This window comes from Pseudomonas sp. BS3782 TE3695, assembly GCF_050435305.1.
Taxonomy (GTDB): Bacteria; Pseudomonadota; Gammaproteobacteria; order Pseudomonadales; family Pseudomonadaceae; genus Aquipseudomonas.
The window spans coordinates 1774083-1790000 of record NZ_JBNDKB010000001.1 but is presented as its reverse complement, the minus strand read 5'-3'; the positions used below and the strand labels follow the sequence as shown (position 1 = coordinate 1790000).

16 protein-coding genes are annotated in these 15918 nt (G+C 58.1%); 4 read left to right on the top strand and 12 right to left on the bottom strand.

The window, feature by feature from the left end; translation table 11 throughout:
• Window positions 1-19 precede the first annotated feature (19 nt).
• From msrQ to ABH909_RS08125, 6 genes are all read right to left on the bottom strand, one after another.
• Window positions 20-640, bottom strand: a complete 621-nt coding sequence (msrQ, locus tag ABH909_RS08150; RefSeq protein ID WP_429432012.1) for a protein-methionine-sulfoxide reductase heme-binding subunit MsrQ — start codon at window positions 638-640, stop codon at window positions 20-22.
• Window positions 640-1653 carry a protein-methionine-sulfoxide reductase catalytic subunit MsrP gene (msrP, locus tag ABH909_RS08145; protein WP_429432009.1) on the bottom strand — a complete coding sequence of 338 codons (1014 nt, stop codon included), beginning with the start codon at window positions 1651-1653 and terminating at the stop codon, window positions 640-642. Before msrP ends, msrQ begins: the two co-directional genes overlap by 1 nt.
• A 63-nt stretch (window positions 1654-1716) precedes the next feature.
• Window positions 1717-2574: a CDP-diacylglycerol--serine O-phosphatidyltransferase gene (pssA, locus tag ABH909_RS08140; RefSeq protein WP_429432006.1), complete on the bottom strand. Its 858-nt coding sequence runs from the start codon at window positions 2572-2574 to the stop codon at window positions 1717-1719.
• 146 nt (window positions 2575-2720) lie between these two features.
• Window positions 2721-3737 (bottom strand): ketol-acid reductoisomerase, encoded by a 1017-nt coding sequence (gene ilvC, locus ABH909_RS08135; protein ID WP_003185459.1) that lies wholly within the window; start codon window positions 3735-3737, stop codon window positions 2721-2723.
• A gap of 47 nt (window positions 3738-3784) precedes the next feature.
• A complete protein-coding gene (gene ilvN, locus ABH909_RS08130) occupies window positions 3785-4276 on the bottom strand; it encodes an acetolactate synthase small subunit (RefSeq protein WP_003176102.1) in 492 nt (163 codons plus the stop codon).
• A 2-nt stretch (window positions 4277-4278) separates the two neighbouring features.
• Window positions 4279-6003, bottom strand: a complete 1725-nt coding sequence (locus ABH909_RS08125; RefSeq protein WP_123497228.1) for an acetolactate synthase 3 large subunit — start codon at window positions 6001-6003, stop codon at window positions 4279-4281.
• 400 nt (window positions 6004-6403) lie between these two features.
• Between ABH909_RS08125 and ABH909_RS08120 the strand changes: the two genes are divergently transcribed.
• A complete protein-coding gene (locus tag ABH909_RS08120; RefSeq protein WP_429432003.1) occupies window positions 6404-6826 on the top strand; it encodes a DUF4124 domain-containing protein in 423 nt (140 codons plus the stop codon).
• A 116-nt stretch (window positions 6827-6942) separates the two neighbouring features.
• On the opposite strand, the gene ABH909_RS08115 is transcribed toward ABH909_RS08120, so the two are convergent.
• From ABH909_RS08115 to mrcB, 3 genes are read right to left on the bottom strand one after another with little or no spacing between them, the layout of a single operon-like run.
• Window positions 6943-7278, bottom strand: coding sequence for a YqcC family protein (locus tag ABH909_RS08115; protein WP_429432000.1), 336 nt, complete (start codon window positions 7276-7278; stop codon window positions 6943-6945).
• Window positions 7278-8012, bottom strand: a complete 735-nt coding sequence (locus ABH909_RS08110) for a tetratricopeptide repeat protein (protein ID WP_429431997.1) — start codon at window positions 8010-8012, stop codon at window positions 7278-7280. The genes ABH909_RS08115 and ABH909_RS08110 overlap by 1 nt, the downstream gene beginning before the upstream one ends.
• 16 nt (window positions 8013-8028) lie before the next feature.
• Window positions 8029-10347, bottom strand: a complete 2319-nt coding sequence (mrcB, locus tag ABH909_RS08105; protein WP_429431994.1) for a penicillin-binding protein 1B — start codon at window positions 10345-10347, stop codon at window positions 8029-8031.
• A gap of 118 nt (window positions 10348-10465) precedes the next feature.
• On the opposite strand from mrcB, the gene ABH909_RS08100 reads away from it, so the two are divergent.
• From ABH909_RS08100 to ABH909_RS08090, 3 genes are all read left to right on the top strand, one after another.
• Window positions 10466-12022, top strand: a complete 1557-nt coding sequence (locus ABH909_RS08100) for an AAA family ATPase (RefSeq protein ID WP_429431991.1) — start codon at window positions 10466-10468, stop codon at window positions 12020-12022.
• 91 nt (window positions 12023-12113) lie between these two features.
• Window positions 12114-12458: a pentapeptide repeat-containing protein gene (locus ABH909_RS08095; RefSeq protein ID WP_237886741.1), complete on the top strand. Its 345-nt coding sequence runs from the start codon at window positions 12114-12116 to the stop codon at window positions 12456-12458.
• Window positions 12459-12685: 227 nt separating this feature from the next.
• Entirely contained in the window at window positions 12686-12958 is a 273-nt protein-coding gene (locus ABH909_RS08090; RefSeq protein WP_007902045.1) for a TfoX/Sxy family protein, read from the top strand.
• A gap of 268 nt (window positions 12959-13226) precedes the next feature.
• Here ABH909_RS08090 and ABH909_RS08085 read toward each other — a convergent pair whose 3' ends face one another.
• Genes ABH909_RS08085 through ABH909_RS08075 form a run of 3 tightly spaced genes read right to left on the bottom strand, consistent with a single transcriptional unit; the run spans window position 13227 to window position 15865 of the window.
• Window positions 13227-14093: a ChaN family lipoprotein gene (locus ABH909_RS08085; RefSeq protein WP_429431988.1), complete on the bottom strand. Its 867-nt coding sequence runs from the start codon at window positions 14091-14093 to the stop codon at window positions 13227-13229.
• A gap of 21 nt (window positions 14094-14114) precedes the next feature.
• A complete protein-coding gene (locus tag ABH909_RS08080) occupies window positions 14115-14882 on the bottom strand; it encodes a heme ABC transporter ATP-binding protein (RefSeq protein ID WP_429431985.1) in 768 nt (255 codons plus the stop codon).
• On the bottom strand, window positions 14882-15865 hold the full coding sequence (locus ABH909_RS08075; RefSeq protein WP_429439779.1) for a FecCD family ABC transporter permease: 984 nt from the start codon (window positions 15863-15865) through the stop codon (window positions 14882-14884). The genes ABH909_RS08080 and ABH909_RS08075 overlap by 1 nt, the downstream gene beginning before the upstream one ends.
• Window positions 15866-15918: the final 53 nt, after the last annotated feature.

Below are 15918 nucleotides of genomic sequence, written 5' to 3'. Positions count from 1 at the left end.
ATCTGCCGTCAACTCTTAATTATGCCTTTCTTGCAGAAGGGGGCTTTTTAGCTGTTAAACGTGGAATCCGGCGGATCACAGACGGCAATCTCAGCACCAACAGCAACGCACCTATAGAAGCATAGATCGCCCATTCCTTCAGATCGGCGCGAACGATCCACAACATATGCAGCAATCCGAGCCCGAGAACCACATAAACCAACCGATGCAGTTTCTTCCAGCGAGAACCCAAGCGCCGCTGGCTGTAGCGATTAGAAGTAACCGCCAAGGCCAGCAAACAGAGAAATCCCAGCACCCCGACAATAATGTAGGGCCGCTTGCGCAACTCGATACCCAGCTGCGACCAATCAAATCCAAGGATGAACGCGGTGTAACCGCTCACATGCAGAACAACATAAGCAAAGCACCACAAACCCAACTGCCGCCGAACCGCTATCCATCCCGGCCAACCGGTGAGCTTCTGCAAAGGCGTCATGCTCAATGTAATGAGCAACAGCACAAGCGTCCCCTGCCCCAGACGATCGACCAACACCTTACCCGGATCAGGCCCCAGCACATCCGCCCAGGCCTGATACAACCAAAGCAGCGGCCAAATCGCTGCAGCGCTGAAGACGCCAATACGCCAAAACGGATATCGCATCAGTAATGCTTCCGCAAATCGAGCCCTGTATAGAGAGAAGCGACTTCATCCGAGTAGCCGTTGAACATTTGCGTGTCCCGCACATTGGGCTTGAACAGGCCGCTCGGCAAACGCCTTTCCCGTGCCTGGGTCCAGCGCGGGTGATCGACTGCCGGGTTCACGTTCGCATAAAAACCGTACTCGTCGGAGGCGATACTCTGCCAAGTGGTTTTCGGCTGCTCGCTGACCAAGCTGATTCGCACGATGGATTTGATGCTCTTGAAACCATACTTCCAAGGCACCACCAGACGCAGTGGCGCACCGTTCTGATTCGGCAACTCACGCCCATACATGCCCACAGCAAGAATCGCCAATGGATTCATCGCCTCATCCAGACGCAACCCTTCTACATAAGGCCAGTTGATCAGGGCAAAACCGGAACGCTGCCCGGGCATACTCTTGGGATCCTGCAAGGTTTCGAAGCGAATGAACTTGGCTTTGGACGTCGGCTCGACTTCCTTGAGCAAAGCCGAAACAGGAAAGCCGATCCACGGAATGACCATCGACCAGGCCTCCACACAGCGAAGACGATAGATGCGCTCTTCCAGTTGATAGGGGTTCATGAAGTCTTCCAGGGCATACCGCCCCGGCTTACCCACCTCCCCATCCACCACCACGCTCCAGGGTTCGGTTTTCAGCGCGCCGGCGTTGGCCGCTGGATCACCTTTATCGGTACCGAACTCATAGAAGTTGTTGTAGTGGGTCGCATCCTTGAAAGGCGTAATCGCCTCATCCTTGACGCTGATTGCCCCCCATTTAGTAGAAGGAAGCTTTTCGGCAAACCAGGCCGGCGCCTTGCCAGGCTCGACATCGGCATAACGCGCAACATCATCGGCATTCGCCCAACGCGGCAGACTGCTCATCGCCAAACCGGCGACGGCGGCACCCAATACACTGCGACGAGAAAGGTAGAGGGATTCAGGCGTGACGTCCGACTCATGACAGTCGGACACTTGGGGGACTTTGATCAGCATGACAACTCCGCAGCTTTGGAGGACAGATGCACCCATAGACTGCGGAGTATGAGGGAAATTACATCACTCGGCTTTTTTGTGCCGACGAAGGCGCAGCAGGTACTGGATCGGCCCGGAAGCCGCATAGGCAAGGAAAACCAGCAGCAAAATACGCGGCGGATCACTGAACACAACGGCGAATACCAATACCACCGCGAGGATTGCGACAAAGGGAACGCGCCCTTTCAAGTCCAGCTCCTTGAAGCTGTTGTACTTGATGTTGCTGACCATCAGCATGCCAGCGGCGGCAACCATCAGCGCAACCAGGAACGACATCTTGGAACCCTGAATGCCGTAATCGCTGAACGCCCAGACAATGCCCGCGACCACACCGGCGGCGGCCGGGCTGGCCAGGCCGATGAAGTAACGTTTGTCTGCGGTGCCGACCTGAGTGTTGAAACGCGCCAGACGTAACGCTGCCCCTGCCACATAGATGAAGGCAACCATCCAGCCGACCTTGCCCATGTCACCCAAAGCCCAACCGAATGCCAGCAATGCCGGCGCCACACCAAAGGCAACCATGTCTGACAGCGAGTCGTACTCGGCACCGAAGGCGCTTTGGGTATTGGTCATACGGGCAACGCGACCGTCGAGACCGTCGAGCACCATGGCGACGAAAATCGCGATCGCGGCAAACGCAAAATATTTGCTCGCGCCGATCACATCACCCGCACTCAAGGCACTCTGGGCGCTCATCGAGTTGATGATGGAATAGAACCCTGCGAAGAGGTTCGCAGTGGTGAACAGATTCGGCAGCAGATAGATACCACGATGCCGGACTTTACGACCTTCAGCGTCATGCCCTTCTTCGATGTGCTCATCGATAGGCAGAAGGCTTTCGGCGTCAGAAGCCTGCTTTGGCTCTTCGGGACGTTCGCTCATGGACATTTACCTTGCAACGGGGTGGAAAGTTTCGACAGGTGTCTGGGACGACGGTTCGGCCACAAACAATGCAGCTTTATACCAGAACCGGCGGATCCAAACGAAAAAACGCGGCCTGGGCCGCGTTTTCCGTACAAGCTCGGGACTTAGTTCTTGGCTTTGTCGACGATCTTGTTGGCACCGATCCACGGCATCATCGAGCGCAGTTGCTCACCGATGATTTCGATACCGTGGGCGGCGTTGTTACGACGCTTGGCGGTCATCGAAGGATAGCCGGTGGCGCCTTCGCTGATGAACATCTTGGCGTATTCGCCGTCCTGAATACGTTTCAGGGCGTTGCGCATGGCCTGACGGGATTCGGCGTTGATCACTTCCGGACCGGTCACGTACTCGCCGTACTCAGCGTTGTTGGAGATCGAGTAGTTCATGTTGGCGATACCGCCTTCGTACATGAGGTCAACGATCAGCTTCAGTTCGTGCAGGCATTCGAAGTAGGCCATTTCTGGCGCATAACCAGCTTCAACCAGGGTTTCGAAACCGGCTTTCACCAGTTCAACGGTACCGCCGCACAGAACGGCTTGTTCGCCGAACAGGTCGGTTTCGGTCTCGTCCTTGAAGGTGGTTTCGATGATGCCGGTACGACCGCCACCAACGCCAGCAGCGTAGGACAGTGCAACGTTTTTGGCGTTGCCCGAAGCATCCTGGTAGATAGCGATCAGATCAGGGATACCGCCGCCTTTGACGAACTCGGATCGCACGGTGTGGCCCGGAGCTTTCGGCGCGATCATGATCACGTCGAGGTCAGCACGTGGCACAACCTGGTTGTAGTGAATCGCGAAACCGTGGGAGAAGGCCAGGGTGGCGCCTTTCTTGATGTTCGGCTCGATTTCGTTCTTGTACAGGGCAGACTGGAACTCGTCCGGGGTCAGGATCATGACCAGGTCGGCAGCCGCTACGGCGGAAGCAACGTCGGTCACTTTCAGGCCGTGGGCTTCGGCTTTGGCAACAGTAGCCGAACCTTTACGCAGACCAACAGTAACGTCGACGCCGGAGTCTTTCAGGTTGCACGCTTGAGCGTGGCCCTGGGAACCGTAACCGATGATGGCAACTTTCTTGCCCTGGATGATCGACAGGTCGCAGTCTTTATCGTAGAAAACTTTCATGAATTTCCCCTTTATATCTGGCCCTTCAGGCCATTCGCTAATTTGGTTTAGATGCTCAGTACTTTGTCGCCGCGGGCAATCCCGGTGACGCCACTGCGTACGGTTTCCAGAATCGAGGCAGTCCCGATCGATTGAATGAAACTGTCCAGCTTGTCGCTGGTACCGGTCAATTGAACGGTATATACGCTAGCGCTGACATCAACGATCTGCCCGCGATAAATATCGGTGGTGCGCTTGATCTCGGCGCGCTGGGCGCCGGTGGCCTTGACCTTGACCAGCATCAGTTCGCGCTCGATGTGAGCACTCTCCGACAGGTCGACCAGTTTTACCACTTCGATCAACTTGTTCAGGTTCTTGGTGATCTGCTCGATGACTTCATCGTGCCCTACCGTAGTCAGCGTCAGACGCGACAGGGTCGGGTCTTCGGTTGGCGCCACGGTCAGGCTTTCGATGTTGTAGTTGCGCTGCGAGAACAGGCCGACTACACGAGACAGAGCGCCCGGTTCGTTTTCCAGAAGCAAGGAAATAATGTGCCGCATGATTAAGTACGCTCCGTCTTGCTCAGCCACATATCGCGCATGGAGCCGTCTTTGATCTGCATCGGGTAGACGTGCTCGCTGGTGTCGACCGAAATATCGATAACCACCAGGCGATCTTTCATGGCGAACGCCTCTTCCATCTTCGACTTCAAATCTTTCGATTCGGTGATGCGCACGCCAACGTGACCATAGGCCTCGGCCAGCTTGACGAAGTCAGGCAACGATTCCATGTAGGAGTGCGAGTGGCGGCTGCCATAACTCATGTCCTGCCACTGGCGAACCATACCCAGTACACCGTTATTCAGAATGACGATCTTCACCGGCAAACCGTATTGCAGGCAGGTCGACAGTTCCTGAATGTTCATCTGGATGCTGCCCTCGCCCGTAACGCAGGCGACGTCGTCATCCGGGAAGCTCAACTTGATGCCCATGGCCGCCGGAAAACCGAAGCCCATGGTGCCCAAGCCACCGGAGTTGATCCAGCGGTTTGGCTTGTTGAACGTGTAGTACTGCGCGGCGAACATTTGGTGCTGGCCTACGTCGGAGGTCACAAAGGCGTCGCCCTTGGTCACTTCGCACAGGGTTTCGATCACGGTCTGCGGCTTGATCACGCTGCCATCGCCCTTGTCATAAGGGAACAGGCCGCGATCACCGCGCCACTCATCGACTTGCTTCCACCAGCTGGCAACGGACTCCTTGTTCGGGGTCTCGCCGATTTCCTTGAGGATCGCGACCATTTCGGTCAGGACACTTTCGACCGGGCCGACGATAGGCACGTCTGCCTTGATGGTCTTGGAGATCGAAGCCGGGTCGATGTCGATGTGAATGATCTTGGCATTCGGACAAAACTTGGCCGGGCCGTTGATCACGCGATCGTCGAAACGCGCACCGACTGCGAGGATGACATCGGCATGGTGCATCGCCAGGTTGGCGGTGTAGCTGCCGTGCATGCCTAGCATGCCAATGAACTGACGGTCGGTGCCAGGGTAGGCCCCCAGGCCCATCAGGGTATTGGTCACTGGCAGGTTGAGCATCTTTGCCAGTTCGGTCAGTGGCGCGGAGCCACCACCGAGAATCACCCCGCCGCCTGAATAAAGCACAGGACGCTTGGCCGCCAGGAGCATTTCGGCTGCCTTGCGGATTTGCCCGGAGTGACCGCGAACGGCCGGGCTGTAGGAACGCAGCTTGGCTTTTTTCGGGAAGATGTATTCGAACTTCTCGGCCGGGTTGGTCATGTCTTTCGGGATATCGACAACGACCGGACCAGGACGACCGGATTGCGCCAGGTAGAACGCTTTCTTCATGACTTCCGGGATTTCCGAGGCATGCTTGATCATGAAGCTGTGCTTCACGATCGGCCGGGAGATACCGATCATGTCGGTTTCCTGGAATGCATCGGTGCCTACCATGGTGCTAGGCACCTGGCCGGAAATGATCACCATCGGAATGGAGTCCATGTAGGCCGTGGCAATACCGGTGATGGCGTTGGTTGCGCCCGGGCCGGAGGTTACCAGTACCACACCGGCTTTACCGGTGGCACGGGCATAGCCGTCAGCCATATGGGTCGCAGCCTGCTCGTGACGAACCAGGATGTGGGTCACTTCCGGCTCTTTGAACAGGGCATCATAGACATGAAGAAGAGCACCACCCGGGTACCCGTAGATATATTTGACGCCTTCGTCACGCAAAAAGCGGACGAGCATCTCACCGCCAGATAAAAGCTCCACGTTGTTCACCTCTAAAACGCCAGAATACCGCCCACATACAAGAGGACGGGTCTTAATAGGTTTACTTCTCGGCAGAGCATGAGCGACGGTGGTCGCCGACTACGTCAGCACTGACTGAGCAAGTATTGGGATCGTCCCAAGTGTTGCGGGCCTTTCCCACCCAGCGCGAGGTAACGCGTTGCGGGTGTAACAGGTCGGCGCGGATGTGCGCCTCATGATCTACCGAGTGGGTCTGCTTCTGGCAGTCCCTCTACAGCGGACTTTGGATTCTTCTGTTTCGCCCATCGCAAGTCAAGCCGTCAATGTGCTTTATTCGAACTAAGCGCATGAGAACGCAAGAAAAAACCTTTAAACCGCAACTGTGTTAGCTTCGATTGCGCACCCATGACAAGGAAATGGCATGCGAACGTTCTTCTTCACCGCCGGCTTGCTAATCAGCCTGAGCCCTTTGTGCATGGCGGGTCAGATCTATAAATGGGTCGATGCCCAGGGCGTTACCCATTTCGATGCGCAACCGCCTTCAGGCCAAGAGCCCACCCTCGTGGTGACGCCCGCCCCGCCCGTCGACAAACCGGCCACGCCAACGCGCAGCAACGTGATAGGCGATCAACGGGCCATCGACAACAAAGTGAAAAAACAGGTTGCCGAGCAGCAAGCCCAGCTAAAAGTGTTCTGCGAGCAGACTCGAACCAACCTGGCTCAACTGCAGAATAATCCGCGACTACGGGAAGATGTCGAAGGAGAGATGCGCCGCCTGACCGACCAACAACGTCAGGAACGCATCACCGAAGCACAGAAACAGATTGGAAAAAACTGCATGTAGGAGCTGTCGAGTGAAACGAGGCTGCGATCTTTTGATTTTGCTTTTTAAAAACAAGATCAAGAGATCGCAGCCTCGTTTCACTCGACAGCTCCTACAGCTCCTACGGCTCCTGTTAATCAGCGAGAGGCGGTGATCAACAGGTCGAACTCTTTGAGCAAGACCTGAAGCTGCCGATCCTTGCCCTGGACGTTGCGGGCGGCGAAGACCATTTCGGCCATCTCCTGGATCCCCGACGCGTTGGGTAACGGCAGGTCTTGTTCCAGGATCAACTTCATTCTTGGCAAGAAGATCCATTGCAGCCATTGCTCGAAATCCAGCGTATCCACCGAGAACGGCTCGACGCTGGATAGCGCTTCAGGAGATGGCGAGACTTCGTCCCACCAGCCCTGAACGCGTAGTTCGCGCTCGATCAACAGCAACTGTTCGGCAATCTTCGGGAAGCGTGCATCCATCACAGCGAGACCTTGGCCTTCTGACGCGCCAACGCTGCACCGGCAGAGTCACCCTGTTTCTCACGCGCCTGTGCGATCAATTCCCACAAGCTGGCCTGAAGAGCCGGACGACCATTGGCGAACGTCAAACCACGACGAGCGAATTGTTCGGCCTGAGCCGCATCGCCTTGAGCCATACGTACCTGGGCCAGACGGTAAAGCACTTGTGGCTCACGCGGCGCGACACGCTGGGCGCGCTCGAGGCTGGAAGACGCGCCATTAAGGTCGCCACTGGCCTGTTGCTGCTGGGCAGTGGTCAACAACGCCAGGACCGGGCCGTCCAGTTGCTCATCGGCAGACAGGCCGCCGGAGCTCGCCGAAGGAATCCCGCTCGGCGTCGACGGCATGCTGTAGCTGCCCTGGTTGATCGGTGCCGACTGGACCGGCGAGGTATCGATCGGCCCCGGAGTGATCGGGCCCGGGGTAATCGGCGAAGTGCTGATCGGGGCCGAGGAAACGGCGCCACCACCCGGCACCATCACAACAACGCCAGTGTCCCCTTGCGGGATTGCCTGAGTCTGGGCTTGTGCGGGACGTTTTACCGTCGACTGCCGGAAACCGCCATTCGCCGAAATCCGTTCGCTGTTGGAGACGGCGCTGCCGGCATCCACAACCGGAATCGAACCTCGCTGTACGGTAGAGCAACCGCTGAGCAAAGCCACGGCAGTCACTGCTGGAATCAACCACTTGTTCACTTGAAACCCTCTTCGCTTAATTCATCCAGCCCTTGACCCAATCCATCACCGATTCAGCAGGGCTTTCGCCACCGCAAGCGGGACCGGGAGGCGGTTCGCTGCCGCGAATATACGGCATCTGCACTGCGCCTGGGCAGCTGCCTTCAGAACCTTGTCCGGTGCGCGAATCAACCCAGGCCTGAACAATGTTGTCCGGCTGCGGCATGTCCAGCGGCAGCGGATCGGCCTTGCGCATGAAACTGGTCCAGACCTGCAACGCACCGGTGGCACCGGTGAATGGCGTCTTGCCGTTATCATCGCGCCCCAGCCAGACCACCGCCAGCAGATCCTGACTGAAACCGGCGAACCAGCTGTCCCGGGAATCGTTACTGGTACCGGTCTTGCCGGCCAGCGTCAGGGTTTTCGGCAACACGTTATAAACCGAGCTACCGGTGCCTTCACGCATGACTCGTTGCATGGCGCTCTGAACCAGGTAAATGGACGCCGGATCGAACTGCTGCTGAATCTGGAATGGATAACGCTTGAGTGGCTCGCCCTCGGCAGTCAGCACGCTGCGGATCCCGCGCATCGGCGTATTGAACCCACCGTTGGCCAGCGTCTGGTACATGGTCGCCACTTCGATCGGGGTCAAGCCACCGGCACCCAGCAACATCGACGGGAACGCCGGGAACTCGCGACTCACCCCCAGACGCGCCAGGGTCTTCAAGACATTCGGTACGCCCACCGCCAAGCCCAGACGTGCGGTCGACAGGTTGTAGGAATGCGCCAGCCCTTGATAAAGGAACACCGTACCGTGGGAACGGCGATCATAGTTCTGCGGTTTCCAGACCTGACCGTCCGCGCCTTTGACCGAGAAGGATTCGTCCGACAGCCAACTGGTCAGCGTGTACTGGCTCGGCTTCTCGAGGGCTGTCAGATAAACCGCCGGCTTGATCAACGAGCCAATCGGTCGTACTGCGTCCAACGCCCGGTTGAAACCGGCAAAACCCGCCTGACGGCTGCCGATCATGGCCTGGACTTCTCCGGTTTCCGGGTTGGTCACGACCATGGCCGCCTCAACCTCATCGGAACCCTTACGCCCGGCCAGACGCTTGAACGTGTCGTTGACCGAGGCTTCGGCTTTCATCTGCAGGATCGGGTCGAAACTGGTGAAAATCCGCAACCCTTCTTCGGTCAAGTCTTCGTCGCGGTAGTCTTCGCGCAACTGACGTTTAACCAGGTCAAGGAAGCCCGGGAACGAGCTGTCGGCCAACTTGCCGCGAGTGGTCACACCCAGTGGCATTTTTTTCGCTGCTTCAACCTGTTCGGCGGTAGCAACGCCTTGTTCCCCCAGAACATCGAGCACCAGATTGCGCCGCTCCAGCGCCCGCTCCGGGTTACGACGCGGGTTGTAATAGGACGGTCCCTTGACCATGCCCACCAACAAAGCAACTTGGTGCAGTTTCAGCTCGGACAATGGCTGCCCGAAGAAGAACTGACTGGCCAGACCGAAACCGTGCACCGCGCGCTGACCATCTTGGCCGACGAACACTTCATTGAGGTAAGCCTCAAGAATTTCGCGCTTGTCGTAATGCAGCTCAAGCAGCATCGCCATCATGGCTTCGGTGAGCTTACGGGTCAGGCTGCGTTCGCTGGTGAGGTAGAAATTCTTGACCAACTGTTGCGTCAGCGTACTGCCGCCCTGGGTCATTTTGCCGCCCGAGGTGTTGACGTAGATGGCTCGGACGATCGACTTCGGCGACACGCCCCAGTGACTGTAGAAATCCCGGTCTTCTACGGCAATCAGGGTTTCGAGCAGATACGGCGGAACCTGATCGATCTTGATCAGGATGCGGTCTTCAAGGTTTTTCGGGTAAATCCCGCCAATCAGCAGCGGTTCCAGGCGAACCACAGAAAGCTTCGAACCGTTGGTCGCCGAGAGCTCGGCCACGTAATCGCCGGAGAAGCGCACGCGCACAGGCTGAGCCGTCTCCATGCCTTCATAGAACTGGAAGCCTCGGGTGTTCAAGTCGATGGTATTGCCATTGACCGCAGCCGCGCCGGGGCCGTTGCTGACGGCTTCGCGTCGGTAGCCCAAGGCATCGAGCTCGGTGAGGAAGTCTTCCTTGCTCAACTTTTGACCAGTGAACAATTCAAGCGGGCGCGCGTACACCTTGGCCGGGATGGTCCAGCGTTTGCCGGAGAACTTCTCCTGGACCACTGCGTCGAGGTAAACCGCAAACCCGGCAAGCACCACAAGGCCGACCAAGCTGAGTTTAAGGGCCCAGCCCAGCCAGGGGCGCATGCCCTTGGAAGGTGGTTTTTTTGGGGTGCGGGGGGATCGAGTACGAGTCATGGCGGCGGATTATACGCACTTTATTCATACTCGACAGAAGCCCGCTGAGGTTTGCGTCGGGCAGACTTGCGGCCATAATGGCGGCCTTGAATTTTTCCCAGACTCTGAAGGATCGCCTGTGAGCCAGTCCCTGATCGCTGCCCTGCAAAACCCGGCCCTCTACCCGCATCCCGTAGAAGGGTTTCAGGTCATCGAAACCCATATTTCGTGGGTGCTGCTCACCGGCCCCTACGCTTATAAAGTGAAGAAGCCCGTGAATTTCGGCTTCCTCGACTTCACCAGCCTCGAAGCTCGCGAGCATTTCTGCGCTGAAGAGCTGCGCTTGAACCAGCGCCTGACCCATGATCTGTATCTGGAAGTGTTGCCGATCACCGGCAGCGCCGAGGCCCCCCAACTGGGCGGCGAAGGACCGGTCGTCGATTACGCCCTGAAAATGCGCCAGTTCCCACAAAGCCAATTGCTCAGCATCTTGCAAGCCAACGGCGAATTGACCACCACGCACATCGATGAGATGGCAGCGCAGATCGCTCAATTCCACCTCAGCGCGCCGAAAGTGCCTGCCGAACACGAAGCTGGCACGCCGGACAGCGTCATGGCGCCGGTACGGCAGAACTTCGAACAAATCCGCCCGTTCCTCAGCGACAAGGCCGATCTGCTGCAACTCGAAGCGCTGCAAGCCTGGGCCGAAAGCAGCTTCGAACGCCTCAAGCCACTATTCGCCCAGCGTAAGGCCGACGGTTTCATTCGTGAATGCCACGGTGACATTCATTTGGGCAACGCCACCGTGATCGACGGCAAGGTCGTGATCTTCGACTGCATCGAGTTCAACGAACCGTTCCGCTTCACCGACGTTTACGCCGACACCGGCTTCCTGGCCATGGACCTGGAGGATCGCGGCCTGAAAAGCCTGGCGCGCCGTTTCATCAGCCAATACCTGGAATTGACCGGCGACTATCAGGGCCTGGAGTTGTTGAACTTCTATAAAGCCTACCGCGCACTGGTTCGCGCCAAGGTCAGTCTGTTCAGCATGCCAGCCGAGGCCGATCCGGTGCAGCGTGCTACCACCCTGCGTCAGTACCGCAACTACGCCAATCTGGCGGAAAGCTACAGCACCATTCCTTCGCGCTTCCTGGCGATCACCCACGGTGTTTCCGCTGTCGGTAAAAGCCACGTGGCCATGCGCCTGGTGGAAGCGCTGGGCGCCATCCGCTTGCGTTCCGATGTCGAGCGCAAGCGTATGTTCGGTGAGCAAGCCGTACCGAACGACCTGCAGGCCGGCATTTATAGTGCCGACGCCAGCGCCGCTACTTACAACCGCCTGCATGAAATCGCCGGGGTAATTTTGCACGCCGGTTTCCCGGTGGTGGTCGATGCCACCTACCTCAAGCGCGACCAACGCGACGGCGCGGCAAAAATCGCCGAAGCCACGGGTGCGCCGTTCCTGATCCTCGATTGCGACGCACCGCAAGCGGTGATCGAGAGCTGGCTGAAGCAACGTCAGGCAGACAATAACGATCCGTCCGACGCCAACCTGACCGTTATCGCCGCTCAGCAAGCCAGCCGCGAGGCCCTGACGCCAACAGAAATCCTGTGCAGCAAACGCGTCCAGACCAATGAAAGTGGCACCCTCGATACCGTCGTTGCGCAGATTCGTCAGCGCCTGCCGGGCCTGTAAAAAACTATTTCAACCGTGAAGCCTTCACCGGCTTCACGGCTGTCAAATAGTGGCACTATACTGGCGTCATAAAACCATCAGGTGATGCGACATGAGCCAGCCGAAACTTCTCGACACCCCGCTTTATGCCTTGCTGCACAAAGACGACATCACAGGCTTTAACAACGAACGCCCATCGGGTGGACCTATCGACATGGTCGGTGGCGATTTCCGGGGCCTCGATCTGCGTGAACTGAACGCTGACGGCGTCGACTTCACCGATGCCTATTTCCGCTCCGCCGACTTGCGCGGCATCGATTTTCGCAACGCGTCCCTTGAAGGGGCGAGCCTGGCCCATGCGCAGATCTCCGGCGCCTACTTTCCGCCAGAGCTCAGTGCCGATGAGATTCTGATGTCGATGAATTTCGGAACGCGCCTGCGTTATCGCACTCGCTAAAGCGACGTTCTACAAAGTCCGGCGCCCCTGCCTGCGCTGGACTTGTATTTTTTACCCCCGAAACTCACGCCTTCCAATCGCACTCGCAGCCTTTTCCCGCCACTTCCAGAGCTCGCGTCTTAGAAGCTTTTGCGTCGAAACCGACCAAACAATCACGCTTTTCCTACTGATGGCTACACTGCTGAGAGGCTCGCCCACGCACCGTTCGGCTGTCGCAAGGAGGCTTGATGAATGATGAACTGCAACACCTGAAAAATCTTGGCAAGACGTCGGCGCAATGGCTGCATGCCGTGGGCATCCACAGTGCATCGGACTTGCGTCGGCTGGGAGCTGTGGATGCTTATCGAGCCGTGCGCACGCGCGGTTTTCGGGCTTCCAAGGTGTTGTTGTATGCGATCGAAGGCGCACTGATGGATGTTCACTGGAACGACATTCCCGCCGAACGCAAGGAAGCTTTGAACAAACAGCTGGACGCCATTTCGTCACGCCACAAGATTTGAACGGGCCATCACATTTAAGAACGCAGCCTGAAGAGCAATGATTGCAAGGCTTTCACCAAAGGATCTGGTGAGATCAACAGAAAACCAAAATCAGCGATTGACATGGTAATGAGAATCGCTATGATTACCACAACTGGTCGCGAGACTGGTCGATATTCTGAAAAGCCCTTGGTTCGGACTCTCAGATTATCTCCTCATCAGGCTAATCACGGTTATTTGACCCGGCTCTTGCCGGGTCTTTTTTTGCCTGTGAAAAACTCGCCAGGTTTTACTGCCCTGCCTGCTTGCCGAACTGTTTGCGCATTTGCGCGCAGTAATCCTGTGGCGGCGTGGCAGGCGTATACCAGACGTAATCGGCCATGGCCGGCGTGACTTCAGCGCCCTGCTCCGCCAGCATCAATACGGTTGGCGCTTCAGAGGCCCCCAAGTCCCGCACATGAATTGGCACCCCGACATCCTTGCGTGCGTGGTAGGCGCCGGCAAATAGCAGTGAAGGCGTTGTGGCGGCCAGTAATCGCCTGGCCATCCGCCGGTCACGTTGCTGCTGGACGGCCAGCATCGCAGGCATTTGCGATGTGGGCAGCAGGCCGCAATGGGAATCGCTGATCTGTGCCAGCAACTCATCCTTGACCCTCGGCGCGTTGGAGAGCGAACCGCTCAATGCCGGCGGTTTGGCATAGACATTACGGACTTCAAGCGTATCCAGATTGGCCGCCAGCAACGGGTACGGCTGAGTCAGGGCGAAACCGACGATCGGCCCATAGAGATTCCAGTCCCATCCCGGTTGCCAGGCCAATGCATTGGGCAAGTCAGCGGGTAGCGGTGAAGAGTACTTAACGTGATCGACGCGCCCTTGTTGATCCGGCGTGAGCATTTCCAGCAGCAAACTGCCTTGGGGCCGCCGCTCCCCCAGCGCCTGTAACAGCCACAATTGCAGCTGATGGTGATCACGATTGTCATGCTGCTCGCCCACGATCAGCCGCGAAGGCTTGGCCAACCGTGCAAGCAGTTCCTGCGCTGTCAATGTTTGCCCGCTGCGCAGATCCCGGATCTCGCCGCTGACGGGTGGTGGCACCACCGGCCCATGCTGACAGGCACTCAGTAACAGCACAGCCAGGATCACCATCGCACGCATGTTTTCACCTCAATGAAATGCTCAGCGGGAGATGATCAGCGGATGCCCACGCTCCGGGTGCGGTTGCACCAGTACTTCCAGCCCGAACACGGCCTTGAGCGGCTCCGGGCGCAGCACCTGCTCCGGCGTATCCAGCGCCACGGGTCGCCCGCCTTCGAGCAGTAACAGACGATCACAATAGCGTGCCGCCAGATTCAGATCATGCAGGATCACCAGCACCGCGGCACCACGATCGGCGAATTCACGCACCGCTTGCAGCGTAGTGTGTTGATGCAGCGGGTCGAGCATCGACGTCGGTTCGTCGAGCAACAACGTTTGCCCCGCCTCCCCAGGCCACAGCTGCGCCAAGACGCGTGCCAGGTGCACCCGCTGACGCTCACCACCGGACAATGCCAGATAACTACGACCACTCAGGTGCCGCGCATCGGCCGCGTGCAGCGCGGCGGCGACGATTTCGTCATCCATGACCCGGCCGCTTTGATACGGCAGACGACCCATGCCGACCACTTCTTCGACGCGAAAGGCAAAGTCCAGGGTCGACACTTGCGGCAACACCGCCAAACGCTGGGCTCGCTGCGCCCCGACCCAATGACTCAGCTCGCGTTCATCGAGCCAGACACTGCCGTGGTCCATCTGCAGTTCGCCGCACAGGGCGCCGAGTAACGTGCTTTTTCCGGCACCGTTGGGCCCGAGCACGCCGAGGACTTCGCCCGGTTTGAGCTCAAGGGTGATGCCCGTGAGGACAATTTTTCGACCGCGCCGGATTTGCAGGTTCTGCGCTCGCAACATCAGGCACGCCCTCTGAGCAGTAAATACAGAAAGAACGGTGCGCCGATGAAGGCTGTGACGATCCCGATCGGCAATTCGGCCGGCGCCAGGGCCAGCCGCGCCACCAGATCGGCAAACAACAAGAGGCTGGCGCCCGCCAATACCGACGCCGGCAACAGCACACGATGATCGGGGCCGGCCAGCAGCCGTACCAGATGCGGCACCACCAGACCGACGAACCCGATCATCCCCGCTGCCGCAACCGCCGCACCGACGCCCAGTGCCGTGCAGAACACAAGTTCACGCTTAAGCCTTTCGACATTAATACCCAGGTGACCTGCCTCTGACTCCCCCAGCAACAATGCATTCAAGGCCTTGGCCCGACGCGGCAGCCACAGCGCCACACCGGTGCTCACTAGTAACAACGGCCAAAGTCGCGAATAACTGGCGCCGTTAAGACTGCCCAAGTTCCAGAACGTCAAGGTACGCAGGGTCGCGTCATCCGCCAGGTAGGTGAACAACCCTACCGCCGAACCGGCAAGGGCAGTCAATGCAATACCGGCCAGTAGCATAGTGGCGACATTAGTCTGGCCATTGCGCCGCCCCAGTCGATAGACCAGCGCCGTTACACCCAGCCCGCCGAGAAACGCGCACACCGATAACAGGTAAGGCCCGAAGGATTCAGGCAAACCGCCGAACACCGAGCCGCAGACAATCGCGATGGCTGCGCCCAAAGCCGCGCCACTGGAGACACCTACCAATCCCGGATCGGCCAGAGGGTTGCGAAACAGGCCCTGCATCGCCACGCCAGACAGTGCTAACACGCCACCCACCGCCAAGCCGAGTAAGGTTCGTGGCAAGCGAATCTGCCCGAGGATCAGTTCGGCCTGCTCCAATCCGTCGGGCGCGATGGGCAAACCCATCAACCGCAATGCCGCACATAACGTGTCGAACAACGGCAAACTCACCGGCCCCAACGCCAGCGACAACCAGATCGCCAGCAAACACAGCAGGCTCAGGCCAATGAACAACGCGCGAGGTTTAACCAGAAGGGTCA